This is a genomic window from Paenibacillus helianthi (genome assembly GCF_001909055.1).
Lineage (GTDB): Bacteria > Bacillota > Bacilli > Paenibacillales > Paenibacillaceae > Paenibacillus_AQ > Paenibacillus_AQ helianthi.
In genome coordinates, this window is record NZ_LVWI01000044.1 from 13,472 (window position 1) to 32,022 (window position 18,551).

An 18,551-nucleotide genomic window follows, 5' to 3' on the forward strand; every position below is an offset into this window, starting at 1 on the left:
TAATAGAGGAATTATATCACAAATGAGTATTTTGGTAAGCGGAAGCCCGAAAAACATTAAAAAAACAGAAAAACATAACGCGTTCCAAACCACAGAAGTGGCCAAAACATAAAAAGAATCGAAAGAGAGGATTGTATCCCGCAGCAGAGGAGGCTATCGTAAAAGTTGTAACCGCTATCATTTATGGCTGTGGGCAACGTCGGGAGCCGAAGCAGAAAGCGGTCAACATATTTCTTTCATATAGGGGGAGTACATGTGCAGATGAAGCTTAAGAAATTAGGCAATGCGGTTCTGCCGGCCATGCTGGCAGCTGGTCTGCTGGCTGGCTGCGGCAACAGCGGTAACGGCGGGAATAATGCGGCAGCACCTGATGCCAGTGCAAGCGCAAATACAAAGGAATCAGCAGCACCAAGCCCGGTGGAAATTACATGGGGCATCCATTTCCAGGCTCCTGGAGTGGTGGAAAACTCCCAGGTCCAGAAGTGGCTGGAAGAGAAGTTCAATGTAAAGATTAAGCCGGTGAAAGTGACCGATGCCAGCATTGCTTCCGGTGAAGTTCCGGACATCTTCATGCTGGGTGATCCCGCGAATGTAGCGGCGTACCAGAACCAGGGTGTCCTGATGAGCCTGGATCCGAACATGCTGAAGGAAAAGATGCCCGAGTATTCCAAGGATATTGAGAAAAATAAAGCATTGTTCCAAACCGTTACTATTGATGATAAGCTCTGGGCCATTCCTATGTTTATCGACCTGAAGCCTTATGATCTGGGGATGCTCTGGCGCAAGGATTGGCTTGATAAAGTAGGCATAACCAAGGCTCCGGAGACGCTGGATGAATTCGAGAAGGCCGTCTATGCCTTCGCACAGAAGGATCCGGACGGAAATGGCAAAAAAGATACCTTCGGCCTGACGGGTACAGCGACCTCCACCTGGTCATCCGGCTTCTATTCGATCTTTGGTGCGTACGGCGTGGAACCGACCATGTGGCATGAGAAGAACGGGGAGATTATGAACGGCTCTGTCATGCCGGAGACGAAGGAAGCACTGGCGAAGCTGCGGCAGTGGTACGCAGACGGAGTGATCGACCCTGAATTCATCACCGATACCCAGGATTCCTATCGTAAAAAACTCTATAATAACCGGATCGGGGTCATCGAGGAACAGATTGCCAAGGGCGCACTCCCGGATGCGGCAACTGTGACGGAAATGAAGTCCTTGAATCCCAATTCGGAGCTGGTGTTTGCCAAGAATCCGAAGGGTCCAGGCGGTGACGGCTCGTGGGATTGGGGAGTAAAGAGCAACTTTGTCGTCATCAGCAACAAAGTGAAGGACCAGCCGGAGAAGCTCGACAAGCTGTTCGAGATCCTGAAGGCAGAGAGCAGCGATGAGGAAACCATCAATATGACCAATCTCGGAGTGAAGGGGACTCATTGGGACTTTACGGAGAGCGGGGCAACCGCAGGAGCCACCAAGTTCCTGGCTGGATTTGAGAAAGCGGAAGAACGCGATCAGGCTGGCATCCGGCTCTTCTCGCTTGGCAATATCACGACCCAGGCATACCGCGAGAAATATTCCAATCCGGCTCTGAATGAAGCAATCAAAACCTATTCATCCGCTCCAAGGCAGACGGATGCGCTGTTGTTCTCGGCACTGCCCTCCGACGGGAAATACAAAAACGACCTGACTTCACTGATGCAGAAATATTTCGCTCAAATCATCAGCGGAGAAATTCCACTCGAAGATTTCGATAAGTTCGTTGCAGAATGGAAATCCAGAGGCGGCGATGAATTGACCAAGGAAGCCAACGAGATGTATCAGGCTCAATTCAAAAAATAAATAAGGGTTTCAGGGGAGTGTAAGATGAAAACCATACGAAAGCATGGAGAATTATTGGCGCTGTTTCTGTTTGCCTTTGCGTTTTTCATTGTTTTTAAATATGGTCCGCTGTATGGCGTGGTCATTGCATTTAAGGATTTCAAGGTTGTGGATGGAATTTGGGGAAGTCCGTGGGTGGGATTTCAGCATTTTCAGGATTTGTTTCAGAGTAGCGACTTTTACCGTCTTCTTAAAAACACCCTGCTTTTAAACTTTTATCAGCTGCTCTTTGCATTTCCGGCTCCGATTATTCTGGCGATTCTGCTGAACGAGGTCCGCTCCCGGTACTTCCAGAGATTCATTCAGACGACGATGTACTTGCCCCATTTCGTATCCTGGGTAATCATGTCGGGTCTTATCATCTATTTTCTGTCGCCGACTACAGGGATTATGGCTGACATCATGGGCTGGTTCGGAAAGGAGCCTATCTTCTTCATGGGCAAAAAGGAATATTTCCGGTCCATAGTCGTAGGTTCCTCCATTCTGAAGGATTTGGGCTGGGGTTCCATCATCTATTTCGCCGCTTTGTCGGGGATTAACCCGGAGATTCAGGAATCGGCCATCATAGACGGAGCGAACCGCTGGCAGCGGATCATCCGGATCAATGTTCCCTCGATCATGCCGACCATATCGATTATGTTCATTCTCAGTCTCGGCGGGTTCTTAAGCGCAAATTTTGAACAAATCATCAATCTGCTTAATCCGGTCACCTTTGAAACAGGCGACGTCATCGATACTTATGTCTACCGTGTCGGTCTGCAGCAGTTCCAGTATAGCTACACAGCAGCTATCGGCTTGTTCAAGTCACTCGTGGGACTTGTGCTCATTCTGGGTGCCAATCTGACCGTGAGGAAGCTGAGCAAGGGGGAAAATGGATTATGGTAGGAGTAGGAGGAAGTCAGTCATGAAGACGAGAAAATGGCAGGATCTTATTACACCCGCTATCATCTATTTTGTGCTATCTTTGCTCGCGCTGATCGTCGTGTATCCGTTCATCCATGTTACGGCGGTTTCTTTCAGCGGACGCGGAGAGGCGCTCCGGAGCGGATTTCACTTTTTCCCGCGGGACTTCGAATGGAGGGCATACCGGGAGCTGCTGGAATATCCATTCATCTGGTCGGGTTATGCAAATACAGTGTTCCGCATGGTGGTGGGAACGCTTTTGACGCTGCTCGTTACCGTCTGTGCCGCCTATCCTCTGTCACGTCCGGATTTTCCTATGAAGCGCGTTCTGATCATGCTTATACTGTTCACCATGATCTTCGACGGGGGCATCGTACCGAATTATCTGCTGATCAAAGAGCTGCATCTGCTGGACTCGCGCTGGGTCTATGTGCTGCCAACAGCAGCTAATGCCTTCCAGGTTCTGGTGATGCTCTCATTCTTCCGGTCCATTCCGGATGCGCTGATCGAAGCGGCCCGCATCGATGGGGCCAGGGACATGCGGATTCTGTTCCGCATCGTACTGCCTCTCTCTATTCCGTCCCTGGTGACGATCGGACTCTGGTCGCTGGTACACCATATCAATGCCTTTATGGATAATCTGTTGTATGTCACCGACCAGTCGAAGTTCGTACTCCAGCAAGTCGTCCGGCAGATTCTTATCGAGAATAAGCTGGACCCGTTCACTACGGCAACCAATTTGATCCCTCCTGCACCGGAGAGTCTGAAGATGGCGTCAGTGATCGTATGCTCCTTGCCCGTGCTTGTGCTGTACCCGTTTTTGCTTAAATACTTTGAGAAAGGAACGATGATTGGTTCAGTGAAAGGGTAAGCTTCGCTTCGGGGGACTCCACGGTTCCCTTTCAGATACTCCAATCGATAAGGAGGCTTCATATAACATGGGAAGAAGAACGTTTATTGTCTTATCGATCATTGCATTAATAGTAGGATGTTTCCCGGCCGCGGCGATTCAGGCAGAGGAGTCACACAGTTCTGAAGCAGTCTATTATGTATCTGAAAATGGAAGCGATTCCAATCCGGGATCAGAGGGAAGTCCCTTCCTTACCCTGGAAAAGGCCAGAGATACCATACGCCAGCTTAAGCAGGGCGGAGGATTGCCGGAAGGCGGTGTTACCGTATATCTGAGGGGCGGGATATACAACCGGACCGGAAGCTTCCTGCTGGAAGAGCAGGATTCAGGAACGGCAGACAAACCGGTTACCTACAAGGCTTATCCGGGCGAATCGGTCCGGTTAAGCGGTGGCCAAGAGCTGAAGAAGGGGTGGTTCACCCCGGTGACGGACCCGAAGGTTCTGAACCGGATCATCAGCACAGATGCAAGATCAAAGGTTCTTAAGGTAGATCTGATGGGCCATGGCATCTCTGATTATGGAGTCATGAGCCGTCATGGCTACTACAAAGCAAACGATGTAAGCAAGACTCCGCCGATGGAGCTGTACATCGAAGGTGAAGGGATGACCCTGGCCAGATGGCCTAACAAAGGTACAGTTCAGATGGGTGATATCCTTGACCCGGGACCCACCCGCAAGGACGCCGACCTGCAGACGCGGGGAGGCACCTTCACCTACACCTATGAGCGGCCTGAGCTTTGGACCCAGGCGGATGATATTTGGCTCGACGGGATCTTCGGCTATAGCTGGGAATGGTCGTACAACAAAATCGCCTCTATTGATAAGGTGAACAAGACCATCACATTAGCTTACGGGGAAATGAGCGGTCTTATGAAGACCTGGTATCCTGACTTCCATTTCGCCCAGAATCTGCTGGAAGAGATCGATATGCCCGGGGAGTATTATATTGACCGGACCCAAGGTATTCTGTACTTCATGCCTACAGCCGCCTTCGGGGGGAACAATCCCGAAATTACCGTATCCATGCTTAAGACCCCTATGATCAGTACCGTCAATACATCTCATGTCACCTTTGAGGACCTGGTTCTGGAGAATGGCCGGGATTCAGGAGCGGTTATCATGGGCGGTAATAGTGTCCGGCTCGTGCATTGCGAAATCCGCAATTTCACCGAAGGCGGTGTACGGATCAATACCCAGAGCCGCTGGCTGTACAATGACTTTGCGAAGGGTACAGGGGTTAACCATGCTGTCGTTAGCACGCATATTCATCATGTCGGGGGAACAGGAGTGATTCTGAACGGCGGAGACCGCCTGACGCTTGCGCCAGGCAATAATGTGGTCGAGAACAGCCACATCCATGATTTTGCCTATTACCATAAAGCGTATAACCCGGCTGTGATTCTGACCGGAGCAGGCAACCGTATCTCCCATAATGAAATTCACGATGCCCCTCATCCCGGTATCCTGATCTTTGGCAACGACCATGTCGTGGATTACAACAACATCTATGATGTCTGTAAAACATTCGCGGATCTCGGTGCCATCTACATGAATCTGGGGGCTGCGCCGCAGGAACGGGGATCAGTCATCCGTGGGAATTACTTTCACAATATAGGGGAAGGCAAGGCCGGGGTTCAGGGCGTGTACCCTGATAACTTCACTATGGGGATTACGATCGAAAAAAATATTTTCTACCGGATGGGCAACTCTGCCATTTTGAATAACGGCGGTGCCCATATCCGCACCCGGAACAACCTTTTTATCGATGCCAAGGTTCCGTATGACTACTCCGATATGTATTTGGGTGACGGACCCGAGCAGCAAATCTCCAAAAACTATATGCAGCCATGGCATGCTTTGTTCGAAAAATACAACAATTTTACCGGCATGCCGCATCTGGTCAAGTATCCGGAGCTGGCGGATTTCTTCACAGAGAACCGCTATTATCCTGACACGAACACATTCCAGAATAATGTCATCTACAATCCAACCAAACCAAGAAGCGGCACGAATGCGAACGGAGCGTACGATAAACTCAATCTGGTCCAATATGCGAACAACTGGGTAACCGACCATGATCCGGGCTTCGTGAATCTGGCGGGAGGCGATCTGAATCTGAAGGCGAACGCTGAGGTGTTCCAGCAGATTCCGGGCTTCCAAACGGTGCCTTTCAGCGAAATGGGCACCGTAGGCAAGATAGGCCCATACCTGACTCCCGACAGGGTCCCTGTACGAGGTGTTGTATTGTATGATGATACCCTCACCATGGGCATCGGGAAATCGTACACCCTGAATTCGGCGGTTCTTCCCTGGAATGCCACCAACAATAAACTACAGTATAGCTCCAGCGATCCTTCCGTGGTAAAGGTGGATGCGACGGGTAAGCTGAAGGGTGTAAATCTGGGAAGTGCGGTTGTAACAGCCGTCTCTGAAGACAACCCGCTGCTCAAAGACGAGGTCCAGGTGACTGTTGAAGTCGGTGACGGGATTATGGATGATACGAATTTCGAAAACGGCCGTAATAGCTGGCCGAGCGATTCGAACCGGAACATCGTAGAAGTCGATGGCGGCAACCATATGTATAAGCTGCTAAAAGGTGCGACGACGCTGAATGAGAACGACTTCAGCAATTATGAACTGACCTTCAAGCTGAAGACGCCTCCGGCGATTCCGGAGTCGGCCACGTTCTACGTGTTCGACAGACTGAATCCGAGCGGCAGCGGAGGCAGAATTGGGTACAAGAAGTATGCCGACGGAACCTCTGCCTGGATTCTGTATAATGCGGCCTGGGGTACGGTGAAGCAGAATGTGCTGGCCGCTCAGGATCTGAAGCCGGATACAATCTACAATATGAAGATTATCGTCAAGGGACAGGAGATCAGTGTCTATGCTGATGGCAAGCTCAAGCTGAAGGCCAACGACCCGACCTTTAATCCTTCCGGTAAAGTCGGATTCTATGCCGGCGGCTTCGACTACCTTTTGTTCGACGATATCAAATTTAGGGTACCGACAAAGGGTGTGGCCGGACTGCTGGTCGATAAGAGCAGCATTAACATGGTGATGGATGAACAACTGCAGCTACAGGTCCAGTTCGATCCGTCGGACGCTGAGAATCGTTCCGTTGTCTGGCAGTCCAGCCATCCGGAGGTGGCCTCTGTCGGTGAGAACGGGATGGTCACTGCCCAGGGCTTAGGGGAGACTGTGGTCACTGTTTCCTCGGTTGCCAACCCGGCAGCGTCAGCCTCTGTCCGGATTGTGGTTTCGGATACCCTTCACTTCACGGATTACGATTCAGGAGCGAATGGTTGGCCGGTGGACCCCAATCGCAGTATCGTGACGGTGAACGGAAACAAAATGTACAAAATATTGAAGGGGGCTTCCGCACTTCATCCGAAGCTTTTCACGGATTATGACCTGACCTTCACGCTGAAAACACCTGCGGAAATTCCGGATACGGGCACATTGTACGTGTATGACCGTTCTGCTGCAGGCAATTCCGGGAAGATTGCCTACAAGAAATTGGCGGACGGGACCTCCCAGTGGATTCTCTACAGCCCGACATGGACGGTGCTTCAAACGAAGAATGTTCCAACCATGGACTTGCAGCCAAATACGGAATACAGCCTTCGTATTCTGGTTGACGGCGCCAGCATCCGCGTGTATGTGAACGGTGAGCTGAGGCTGGATGGCTCCGATCCCAAACATAATCTGACGGGAACGGTAGGCTTTTATGTAGGCGGCTTCAGCGAATTGTGGTTTGATGACGTCAAGTTTACAATGATTGACCGGACTGCCCCGGTAACCACGGCCGTCACTACCCCGTCGCTGCCAGATGGCCCGGACGGCTGGTATGTAAGCCCCGTAACGGTTCAGTTGAATGCTGCGGATATAGGCTCCGGCGTAACAGATACCGTATACAGCGTGAATGGCGGAGGGACCTGGCTGCCCTACCAGGGACCGCTGATTTTTAGCCAGGATGGCCATTATTCGGTGGCCTACCGGTCAGCGGACAAGGCCGGAAACAGCGAGGAAGCGAAAACCTTGAGCTTCAAGCTGGACAGCAGCGCCCCTGAGGTATCCGTCGCAGAGCCAGCTGTGAGAGCTTACGCAGGTACGGAAACCCTCACCCTGTCGTGGACCGCTGCCGATGTTATGTCCGGAGTGGATGACAGCAAGACCGCTGCGCTGCTGGATGACCAGACCGTAGTTCAGGGGGCTTCGGTTCCGCTGTACACGCTGGGTCTTGGCACCCACACCTTCATTGTATCCGCCAGCGATAAGGCGGGGAATACCCAGGAGCGCACAGTAACGTTCACGACCTATGCCGACGTTAACTCGCTGAAAGCGCTGGTCAGCCTGTTCAGAGAGATGTCATGGATAGACAATCATGGCATTGCAAACAGTCTGAGCACCAAACTTGATCACGGCCAAGTGGAAGCATTCCTTCAACAGGTGCAGGCCCAAAGCGGCAAGCATATCCGGGCTGAAGCTGCGGCCTACCTGCAGCGGGATGCAGTTGATATTCTGGCAAGGGCGGGGACGCAGGGCTAACTCATGACTGGATCTGCGGATGAAATGGAATAAGCAAAACGGCTGTGCCGTCCTTCACTGGACAGTACAGCCGTTTTGGTTGAGACGTGGGGGAAAGGTACTGCCTCTGCTTGCCGATAAACCTTTGCTTCCTCTGTCTCTTTTTCCTCGGAGAACCCTAGTTGGCGGCAGGCTCAAGTGGAAAAAGTGAACTTAAATCTACCGTTCCCACTCCTCGCAAGCGCTTGTTGGAAAAAGTAGACTTCATTCGGCACATTCGTCTATTTATAGCTGAATATGCCTAGTTTAAGTCTACTGATTCCACCTAACAGCTCTGTGAGAACGCTTCCCGGCACAATTAAGTTCACTAATTCCACTTCGCTCCTCAGGAGCACCTGCCTATTCATCCATGAATTGCAGCTCGGGGAAAATCCAGGCATAGGACTGATAATACCCGCTGTTCAGATTTTTATTGCCGGTTATCGGACGATAAGGGGCGACGAAACGTTCATATTCGGGTTCCTTGTAAACCTTGGACATGGCTTCAAATAGGTCCAGCGGCCACGAATCGGAAGCCAGCGGCTTCGGAAATTTCTGATCTTTATCGTACGGCCACTCCTCGATGTGCCCATCGGCATAATAGAATAACGTATCGAGCGCTGTCTTGATGTTTGCTCCGCCAGGAGAGGTCCAGTGGAACAAATTTTCGCCGGTTGTGTCATGGATCAGCTTCATGGCTGCGGTGATGGGAGCGAGAGAGAAATAATGGTACCAGATTGAATTCGATCCCCGCATGGTTTCTTCCGGAATCAATCCCGAAGGTGCAAGAGAGTTATCGATATGTTCTTTGAGATGGGCCGCTGCTTCCGCAAAACGGGCTTGGTCATCCATGAAGCGGAAGAGGGACAACCGGGCATAAAGACTCCAGCTCCACCAGTTGTTTCTAAGCGGGATTGTCACCCATGCCGGTAAGAAAACCTCGCTCATCCAGGAGATGAATTGATCTTTATTCTCCTTGGGCCACCCCGGATAGTGCTTGATGAGCTCAGCCGCTTGAAGCAAGCCGGTTCCCAGGTAGGCGGAGACAAGGGGGCCGTCGTCCCCGGCCAGCTCCTTATTCACGGTTGCCCAGCCATCAATCAGTTCGGCTGCCTTATCCGCATAAATGGATTCGCCCGTGAAACGGTAGGCTAACGCTGCCGTGCAGGCGGACTGGGCATCCGCCTCCATCAGCCGTTTGGCTGTCTGATGGCCGGTCGTATCGAAATAGAAGCCGGGGATATGCCATGAAGGAACAGCGTGACAGCTGACAGACATCCCTTCATTTGCAACGTGCAGAAGCTGGTTTTGTGCCGTATGGCTGTTCATCGGGGCATCGATCCTTTCATTTTCGGGCATATGTCATTGCCGCTCATACCAATAGCCGGGTACTCCGCGCTCTAGCCGCATCAGGGCCTCCAGATAGAAATAATCCCCCCAGATGACATAATCGTCGGGTGAAATATCGAGCCGTACGGCGTAGGAGCCACGGTTCAGGAGTCCTTGGGCCGCGGGCTCATCCTTCGTGGAGTAGTTAACGGCCAGGGAGGCAACGATTCGCTTGGCTGCGGCTGACAGCCATTCCCGGTCAACGTCCTGTTCCGGCAGCAGCGCGGCCAGCTCGAGCATTCCCGATGCAGCTATGGCTGCTGCGGAGCTGTCCCGCTGAGTCTCCGGCACCTGCGGTACATCGAAATCCCAGTATACCACCCCATCCTCAGGGAGCCGGTCCACAAAATAGCGGGCTAACCGCTTAGAGGTTTCCAGTAGTTGAGGCTCACGCAGATAACGGTAGGCAAGGGCGAATCCGTAAATGCCCCAGGCTTGCCCCCGGGTCCAGGTCGAGCCATCCCGGCTGCCCTGGTGGGTGCCGCCGCGGATCGAGTCCCCGGTCACCGGATCGAAATAGAAAGTGTGGTACGTGGAGTCATCTCCGCGGACCAGAAAACGGCGGCTGATAGCCGTCTGCTTCTCGGCGGCCTGGCGGTAGCATTCGCTGCCGGTCTGCTGGTAAGCCCAATGCAGTAAAGGCAAATTCATCAGACAATCTATGATAATACGCCCGCCGTTCTCCGGATCGTCCTTAGGACCCCAAGCTTGCAGAATTCCTGGAGTGTCGCGCCATCTCTCCAGCAAAACATCCGCAGCCTGCAAAGTGGCAGACCGGGAGTTTTCGTCCCTTTCCAGAATCCAATGGGCTTTGGTGGAGAGGGAATATAGGAATCCGATGTCATGATGATCCAGGTTCACCCGCTGTTCTAGACGCTCCCGGAAGTTGTCCAACGCTCTCATAGCAGCATCCCGATAACGGCTATCCTGAGTATACTCGTAAGACAGCCAGAGAAGTCCGGACCAAAAACCTTCGGTCCAATCATTATTAGGCGTTAACCGGTAGATCCGGTTTCCTTGGGTGCTTGTGAGGGGAAACTTCTCTCCGAAACGGTCAATATTTTGTGAAATCACACTTAAGGCGTCCTCTATGGCTTGTGCCCACATGGCGGCATCCTCCATTCATTGATAGAAAGGCTGCCTCTATTATATATCCGGAACAGTAATTCCTTGTTGTGCTAAAATATAACCAGATTGCGGTTATGGAGATATGGGGGTGGACGTATTGGCGGGACATATTGAACATGTAGATCCGGGTCACAGCAGCTTTTTTCTGGCCTACCGGGATGAGTGGCTGGATGATCATTTTCTTAAATTTCATGCGCATCAAGGTCTGGAATTGTTATTTATCCATGAAGGGGATGGGCTTGTGGAGGTGGAGGGCGCATCCTACGAACTGGAAGGAGGAGCGCTCTTCTGCTTCCAGCCTTACCAGCTGCACAAGGTGGAGGTTCCCGGCCGTAGGGATACCCGGTATGTCCGGACGAATCTGACTTTCGATCCAAGGTATCTGGAGCCGTTTCTGGAGCCGTATCCCAAGCTTCAGGCGTTTCTCCGCTTTTTGTCCAAAGGAGCTCTGACTTCACCCAAGTTCACATTCACAGAAAGCCAGCTGACGGGAGTGATGGAGAGCCATGTTCAGGCGGTGACGGAAGCAGGGGAGGATCAGGAAGAGGCCCGTATTTTGTTTCTGATTTCCTTGCTGCGCCATCTCCAGCTGGCGGTTATTCCGTATGAGGAGCTATCACCGGAAGGCTGGTCTGTCAAAAAAACCGCCCATATTGAATCGATTATGGATTGGATCGAAGGTCATTTCAGACAGCCCTTCAGCCTGGAACTGCTGGCCGGGGAGCTGCATCTGTCTTCCTACTATGTATCCCATTTGTTCAAGCAATACACTGGAGTAACACTAACGGATTACGTGACGGCCAGAAGAATCCGTGAAGCCTGCGTGCTGCTCGCGAATTCCGGTAAACCGGTGCAGCAAATCGCCCATGAGATCGGAAGGCTAAGCCCCCCATATTTTTGCAAGCTGTTCAAAAAACACAAAGGTATGACACCTCTGGACTACCGCTCGGCGCTTCATCATACGGCCAAATAACGGGCATGTGCGTTCCTGAGGTCTTATAAACCTTAGACAGCAGGCTATGAATGATTTCGGCCCTGTTGTTATATTAAGCTTTGCCAATTCTGATATTGCGGTACTTTCCAGGCGTTATTCCCGTTTGTTTGCGGAACAGGCGTATAAAATAATTGGGATTATCAATACCGACCTGCTGGCCGACTTCGGATACGGACAGCTCCATGTTCTCCAGCAGTGATTTGGCTGTCTTGATTTGCAGATCATGCAGATATTGAAGCGGACTCATGCCCGTGTACGTTTTGAGGCACCGGGCGAGATAGTCGAACCGGTAATGAAGCGTCTGTTCCATATGCTTCGCGTCGAAAGGCCGGGTTAGATGCTGCTGAAGATAGGCGATGGTGTGATCGCAGAGCTGTCTTGCGCGGGAGGCATTCTGCAGCCGTGCCGCAGCCTGCAATTGTACCAGCAAGCCGGCCAGCTGCATCTGCAGCGGCAAGGAGTGCGCAGGCGATAAACTGTGATGGAGCTCCATCATCCGCTCCAGGAATGGGAGGATGTCAGGGACATGCAAGGTGGCGAATTTCGGAAGATACATCACTTGCAGGTTCGGCTCCACATCCAGATTGGTTCCTTTGACGTATGGAAAGGACCAGGGGATTTTCCCGCTTTCGATCGTCCGGACAGGCGCCGGATGGACAAAGTGAATCCAGTAAATTTCGGTGATTTCTTCGCAAGGACGATACCCCGTATGCATACGGTTGGGTTCCAGCACAAGCATGGAGCCTTCTTTGATTTCGTAGGGGACGTCATCTTCCATCATATACAAGGTGCCTTTCAAGACAAACAACAGGTCGTATACATCGAACGAACGGGTTTCATGCTTTTGTCCCGGGGGCCAGAAGGTATGGCCGATAGTTACCAGCTGCGGCAGCGGGGGGATGGTAAGCTCCAGACAGTTCATCACAGGTTTCACCTTTCCCTTTGATATCGTTGCCTCATTGTATCACGCCAGAAACCGATAAGGTAGAAAATGTGCTACTTTAAGTCGATACAGAACCTGTCTGATCCAGAGGAATATTTATATACTTAACGTATATGAATTCGGAAAGGAAGGGTATATATGCGATTCCGCCAGGTCCATCTCGATTATCACACCTCCGAAGCGATAACGCCGATCGGAGCCCGTTTTGACCAACAGCAGTTTCAGGAGATGCTAAAGCTAGGCTGCGTAGATTCGGTTACAGTGTTCTCTAAATGCCATCACGGCTGGAGTTATCATCCGTCGGAGGCGGGGGTGATTCATCCCGGGCTGAGCTTTGATTTACTTGGAGCCCAGATCGAGGCTGCACATGAGATCCATGTGAAGACGCCCGTATATCTGTCGGCCGGACTGGATGAAAGACTGGCCAGACTGCACCCGGAGTGGCTGATCCGCGATGAGAATGACCAAACGAACTGGGTAAAAGGCTTCATGGAACCGGGCTATCACCAGTTCTGCATGAACACGCCATACCTGGATATCCTGATTGCACAAACCCGTGAAGTCGTGTCCCGCTATGATCTGGACGGCCTGTTTTTCGATATTGTCGGTGTGCGCAAATGCTACTGCCATAGCTGTATAGAGAGCATGCGGCGGGAAGGCGGTGATCCCCGGGATGAAAAGGCGATGCGTACACTCTGGGAGAAAACCTACGCGAATTATACGGCAAGAGTGAAAGAAGCGGTTGAGGCGATCAAGCCGGGGCTGCCGATCTTCCATAACGGCGGACACATCGCGCGCGGCCGCCGCGATTTGGCATACATGAACGACCATTTAGAGCTGGAATCATTGCCTACAGGCGGCTGGGGCTATGATCATTTCCCGCTGTCGGCCAGGTATGCGCAGACGCTGGGTCTCGATTTTCTCGGGATGACCGGGAAATTCCATACGTCCTGGGGGGAATTCGGCGGGTATAAGCACCCGAATGCGCTCCGTTATGAAACTGCGCTCAGCATCGCCAATGGTGCGGGATGTTCAATCGGCGATCAGCTGCATCCCGACGGCCATATGGATGAAGCCACCTATGCCCTGATCGGAGAAGCTTACCGCGAGGTTGCGGACAAGGAAGCCTGGTGTACTCTGGCGAAGAATGTAGCGGATGTGGCACTTTTGTCGCTTGAGTCGACCGGTGTGCATCCCAAGGCTAAGACGGAGGGCCGCAGGCCACCATCGGATGCCGGAGCCGTTCGCATTCTGCTGGAGGGGAAAATCCTGTTCGATGTTATCGATAAAGAGCATGATTTTACAGCTTATAAAGTGTTGATTATGCCCGATTATGTGGCGGTGGATGACGGGCTGTGCGGCAAATTATTGCAGTTCCTGCAAAGCGGCGGTAAAATTCTCGCGACGGGCTGGTCCAATCTGGATCCTGAAGGGACGCGGTTCATGATGGATCTCGGAGTACAGTATTCGGGAGTTAATCCATTCCGCCCCGATTATTTCCGTCCTCTGTTCAAGCCCGGAAGCCTGCAGGAGGCCTCCTTTGTGTTTTATGGGGAGGGACAGAAGATCGGGCTTAACGGCGGAACTGAGCTTGGACGCCGCGAAGATCCTTATTTTAACCGCGATGGCTTTACGTTCTGCTCCCATCAGCATACGCCTAGCAGCTACGTTAGCGGAGGACCGGGAATGGTGGAGAACGGCAATGGAATCTATATCGCGTGGAACGTATTTGAAGATTACGCTGCTAAAGGGAGCCTCATTGTGAAGGAAACGGTTCTTTACGCGCTGAATCGGCTGCTTCCTGGCAAGACGCTGCATACGAATCTGCCGGCGCAGGGCATTGTTACGCTGCAGGAGCAGAGGGCCGAGAACCGCCTGGTCAATCACCTGCTGTACGCGGCACCAGTCCGCAGAGGCGAGAGCATCGAAGTGATTGAGGACATTATCCCTGTATACAATGTCGAGGTTTCCGTTCAGACGGAGGGCCTCGTCACCAAGGTGTATCTGGCACCTCAGATGACACCGCTCCCCTTTAGCTGTGAGGGCCGGACTGTTCGTTACACAGTACCCGTGCTGGAGTGCCATCAAATGGTGGTCCTCGATTATGAATCGGATTGAATTGAAAGGATGGAAAATGATGAACTTTGAACCTCTAGCTTCATTTATGGACCGCATCACTTCCTGGCGTATTCCTTGGGCGGAGGTGCTCGTTATGCACCGGAATGAAACAGTTTTCCGTTACCGTCAGGGCTACGCGAATCTGGAAGAGAAGACGCCTGTCACTGACCGGCAGTTGATCAACCTTTACTCACTAACGAAGATTATGACATGTACGGCAGCTCTTCAGCTCGTTGAAAAGGGAGCAATTCATCTGAATGATCCGCTGTCAGACTACCTGCCGGAATTCGCTGATATGACCGTGAAGAAGAGACAGCCGGACGGTGAACTTGCATTCGAGAAGGCGGTGAAGCCTATCACCGTGCGCGATCTGTTCACGATGTCGGCTGGCTTCTCCTATGATCTCGAAGCACCGTCTATCCGGGATGCAGTGAGAAGCACGGATGGGAAGATGCCGACACGCACCTTCGCGGAGGCGATCGCCAAGGAGCCCCTGCAGTTCGAGCCGGGTACCCGGTGGAATTACAGTTTGTGTCATGATGTCCTTGCCGCTCTCGTCGAGGCTGTGGACGGCAGACGGTTCGGCACATATATCCGGGATGAAATTACCGGACCGCTGGGCATGACGGACACGGGCTTCGATCTCTCGGATGAGCAGCGGGTCCGTCTGGCCCCGCAGTACGAATATAGTGATGCGCTTGGCAAGCCCATACGTAAGGACGGGAACGGGTACCGGCTCGGAAGCGAATATGAGAGCGGCGGGGCGGGACTGCTGTCTACCGTTAGCGACTATGCTCTGTTTTTGAACGCGCTGACGAATCAGGGCACAAGCCCGGACGGCGTGCGTATTCTGTCGCCGGCGACGGTGGATCTGATGCGGACCGATCATTTGGTGGGCAATATGTGCGGGGACTTTTGCTGGGAGCAGTTGAAGGGTTACGGCTATGGGCTGGGTGTGAGAACCCACATCTCGCAAGCAGAAAGCGGTTCACTCAGCCCCCTCGGTGAATTCGGCTGGAGCGGTGCGGCAGGATGCCTGGCCATTATTGATCCGGCTTCACAGCTGACGGTCATGTATGCGCAGCATCTGCTGAACAACCAGGAGCCTTTTGTACATCCAAGATTGAGAAATATCGTGTATGCCTGCCTGTAACTAAACTGCACCTTTTGATCTAAGAAGCCACCAAAAAGTCAGGAAAAGCAGCGACTCTGCCGTTATGGGAGTCGCTGCTTTTTGATTGTAATCTACTGCTTAGGGAGCGAAGAATGGGATTCAACCTGAAATAGGGTTCGGTCCATTCTATATCATATCTGGTGTAGAGTCTCTAAATATGGGGGTTGTATAGATATGAGAGACCTGATAAGGCTGTTCGGGATGGCTGATCCGTGACAGCAGCATTTGGGCAGCGGTGCCCCCCATTTCGTTACTGTAAATATGGACGGTGGTCAGATGAGGCTCGATGATCTTTGATTCTGGACTGTTATCAAAACCGCAGACAACAATATCCCCGGGAATGGAATGGTTTTGATTTTTAAGTGCTTTCATAAAGCTGACGGCGATGAAATCGTTGGCACATATAAAAGCTGATGGAAGCTGGGTAATACCCTGCAGCCTTTCATCCGCCCAACTGGGGGTGGAGAAAAAGTACCGATCCTCATCCAGAACACACTGTGAGAGATCCAACCGGATGCCGGCCTCCGTTAAAGCGCGATTGAACCCCACCCATCTTTCGTTAAAGCTCCGGCAATGGTTAAAGTCCCCGACAAACCCGAACGTATTGTAACCTTCATCAATTAACTTCCTCGTAAGCAGATAAGTACTGTGCTCGTTCTCCATCAACAGCACATCCGCTTGAAATTCAGGGTAGCAGACATGAGCAGAACAATCGATGAAGATGGTTGGAAGTTCAAGGCTTGTAATCAGCTTGCTGTATTCCAGATTGAACAGCTCAATACAGATGATCCCGTCCACATTGGACACATCAAAATTATTGGGAAGGGATAGCGATTGCTGATCGATATCCCGGATGATGTGAATGGATAAATTATACCCTTCGTCGCTGATGCATTTTTCCAAACCGCTGATCAGGGTCGATCCAAAATGGGAAGTGTTTGGCAAGTTCTCTGTTAATAAAGCGATGTTTCTGGAGCTCTTAGACAACTTGCTTTCGTCCTCCATAAAGGAAAACTGCTTGTATTTCATTTCTCTCGCTTGTTTAATGACTTTATTTCTGGTTTCATCGGGAATGCCTATCGTTCCGTTTAAGGCTTTGGAGGCCGTGTTTCTGGAGATTCCCAAAGCATCAGCGATGTCTTGTATGGTTACCCTATCTCTAGCCATGTATTGTACATTCACCTCTATGTCGTGTTCTTTTCATCGTCTTAACTTCCTTAAATGTATAATAGTTTTCTAAAAATAGCAATATTCAAATTTACAAATGAACAAATAATTTTACATTTGTAAACTAATCCATGTTCAAAAATAACGTGAAAATAATAACTCGTTATGAGTATATCGTGATTAAAATTGCATTTTTACTGCCTGAATTCCTCTTTATATAATTTTTTAATGCGAAATGGACCTTTTTGGAGTCCTTTTATTGTCAAATGAACAAAAATAATTTTACATATTGTATTGACGCATGGTGAACTCTCTGATAAATTGTAAATGCAGCAGGACTTAAGTTCAGCTGAAACGTTGGGCTCATATGTGCATCACAAATTAAATGTGTAAAAGAATGGAGGCAAAGGCATTGCAAAACACAATGAAAGCGGATGCTAGAAGTACGGTGCCCAAATCTTCGAGCTCCTTATTAAATTTTATGAAGAAACATTACTTTCTTTATTTAATGCTCGCACCGGCGCTAATCCTGACCCTGATTTTTAAATATGGTCCAATGTATGGCGCGATCATCGCCTTTAAGGATTTCAGCCCGATCAAAGGAATCATGGGCAGTGAATGGGTAGGTTTTTACAACTTCAACAAGTTTCTTTCTTCCCCCAATTTTGAAGAGATTTTTATGAATACGCTTAAATTAAGTTTTTTCGGTCTGATTTTGAGCTTTCCCGTTCCCATTCTGCTGGCCTTGATGCTGAATCAGATCAGGAGGTCTGCTGTCAAAAAGAATATACAGTTGTTTCTGTACGCGCCTAACTTCATTTCCGTAGTGGTTGTGGTGGGTATGCTGTTTATCTTCTTGTCTCCGACAGGGCCAATCAACCAGATCTTTACCTGGGCTACAGGTGAACCTGTAATGTTCATGTCCCGTCCTGAGTATTTCCGCTGGATCTACATTCTTTCGGATATCTGGACAAGTGCAGGCTGGGCTTCAATTATCTATGTGGCGGCTCTTGCCAACGTTGACCCTGAGTTACATAATGCTGCGAATCTGGATGGAGCCAATCTTCTGCAAAGAATACGCCATATTGATCTTCCAACCATTCGCCCGATAATGGCTATTGTGTTTATTCTTGCGGCGGGGGGCATCATGTCGATCGGATTTGAAAAGGCTTATCTCATGCAAACGGCAACCAACCTGCCGTCCTCCGAGATCATTCCGACTTATGTTTACAAAATAGGCTTGCAGTCAGGCGATTACGCATACTCAGCCGCAGTGGGTTTGTTCAACTCTCTCATCAACGTTGTTTTGCTCATTACGGTGAACTTTATTGTGAAGAAGCTGAATGAGGGCGACGGCCTTTACTAAGAAAGGAGTATCTG

At 50.9% G+C, this 18,551-nt stretch carries 12 protein-coding genes; 8 read left to right on the top strand and 4 right to left on the bottom strand.

Annotation, left to right across the window (positions count from 1 at the left end):
• The first annotated feature begins 255 nt into the window (after positions 1-255).
• From A3844_RS16260 to A3844_RS16275, 4 genes are all read left to right on the top strand, one after another.
• On the top strand, positions 256-1,836 hold the full coding sequence (locus A3844_RS16260) for an extracellular solute-binding protein (protein ID WP_143192092.1): 1,581 nt from the start codon (positions 256-258) through the stop codon (positions 1,834-1,836).
• Between the two features lie 24 nt (positions 1,837-1,860).
• A complete protein-coding gene (locus A3844_RS16265; RefSeq protein WP_074101732.1) occupies positions 1,861-2,760 on the top strand; it encodes an ABC transporter permease in 900 nt (299 codons plus the stop codon).
• Between the two features lie 19 nt (positions 2,761-2,779).
• Positions 2,780-3,649, top strand: coding sequence for a carbohydrate ABC transporter permease (locus A3844_RS16270; protein ID WP_074107942.1), 870 nt, complete (start codon positions 2,780-2,782; stop codon positions 3,647-3,649).
• A gap of 67 nt (positions 3,650-3,716) precedes the next feature.
• Entirely contained in the window at positions 3,717-8,240 is a 4,524-nt protein-coding gene (locus A3844_RS16275) for an OmpL47-type beta-barrel domain-containing protein (protein ID WP_074107943.1), read from the top strand.
• A 378-nt stretch (positions 8,241-8,618) separates the two neighbouring features.
• Here the strand turns inward: A3844_RS16275 and A3844_RS16280 are convergent, their stop codons facing one another.
• Positions 8,619-9,617: an alginate lyase family protein gene (locus A3844_RS16280; protein ID WP_074107944.1), complete on the bottom strand. Its 999-nt coding sequence runs from the start codon at positions 9,615-9,617 to the stop codon at positions 8,619-8,621.
• Between the two features lie 3 nt (positions 9,618-9,620).
• Positions 9,621-10,754, bottom strand: coding sequence for a glycoside hydrolase family 88 protein (locus A3844_RS16285; RefSeq protein ID WP_074107945.1), 1,134 nt, complete (start codon positions 10,752-10,754; stop codon positions 9,621-9,623).
• A gap of 109 nt (positions 10,755-10,863) precedes the next feature.
• On the opposite strand from A3844_RS16285, the gene A3844_RS16290 reads away from it, so the two are divergent.
• Positions 10,864-11,748 (top strand): helix-turn-helix transcriptional regulator, encoded by an 885-nt coding sequence (locus tag A3844_RS16290; protein ID WP_074107946.1) that lies wholly within the window; start codon positions 10,864-10,866, stop codon positions 11,746-11,748.
• A 73-nt stretch (positions 11,749-11,821) separates the two neighbouring features.
• On the opposite strand, the gene A3844_RS16295 is transcribed toward A3844_RS16290, so the two are convergent.
• Positions 11,822-12,691, bottom strand: coding sequence for an AraC family transcriptional regulator (locus A3844_RS16295; RefSeq protein WP_074101726.1), 870 nt, complete (start codon positions 12,689-12,691; stop codon positions 11,822-11,824).
• A gap of 159 nt (positions 12,692-12,850) precedes the next feature.
• Here A3844_RS16295 and A3844_RS16300 point away from each other — a divergent pair, with 159 nt between their 5' ends.
• Both A3844_RS16300 and A3844_RS16305 read left to right on the top strand, forming a co-directional pair.
• The gene (locus A3844_RS16300; RefSeq protein ID WP_074107947.1) at positions 12,851-14,830 is read left to right on the top strand and encodes an alpha-amylase family protein; all 1,980 of its coding nucleotides are present in this window, start codon (positions 12,851-12,853) and stop codon (positions 14,828-14,830) included.
• Positions 14,817-15,983, top strand: a complete 1,167-nt coding sequence (locus A3844_RS16305) for a serine hydrolase domain-containing protein (RefSeq protein WP_244169787.1) — start codon at positions 14,817-14,819, stop codon at positions 15,981-15,983. The genes A3844_RS16300 and A3844_RS16305 overlap by 14 nt, the downstream gene beginning before the upstream one ends.
• A 147-nt stretch (positions 15,984-16,130) precedes the next feature.
• Here A3844_RS16305 and A3844_RS16310 read toward each other — a convergent pair whose 3' ends face one another.
• Positions 16,131-17,171 (bottom strand): LacI family DNA-binding transcriptional regulator, encoded by a 1,041-nt coding sequence (locus A3844_RS16310; RefSeq protein ID WP_074107948.1) that lies wholly within the window; start codon positions 17,169-17,171, stop codon positions 16,131-16,133.
• 412 nt (positions 17,172-17,583) lie between these two features.
• On the opposite strand from A3844_RS16310, the gene A3844_RS16315 reads away from it, so the two are divergent.
• A complete protein-coding gene (locus A3844_RS16315) occupies positions 17,584-18,537 on the top strand; it encodes an ABC transporter permease (RefSeq protein ID WP_425270607.1) in 954 nt (317 codons plus the stop codon).
• The last annotated feature ends 14 nt before the right edge of the window (positions 18,538-18,551 follow it).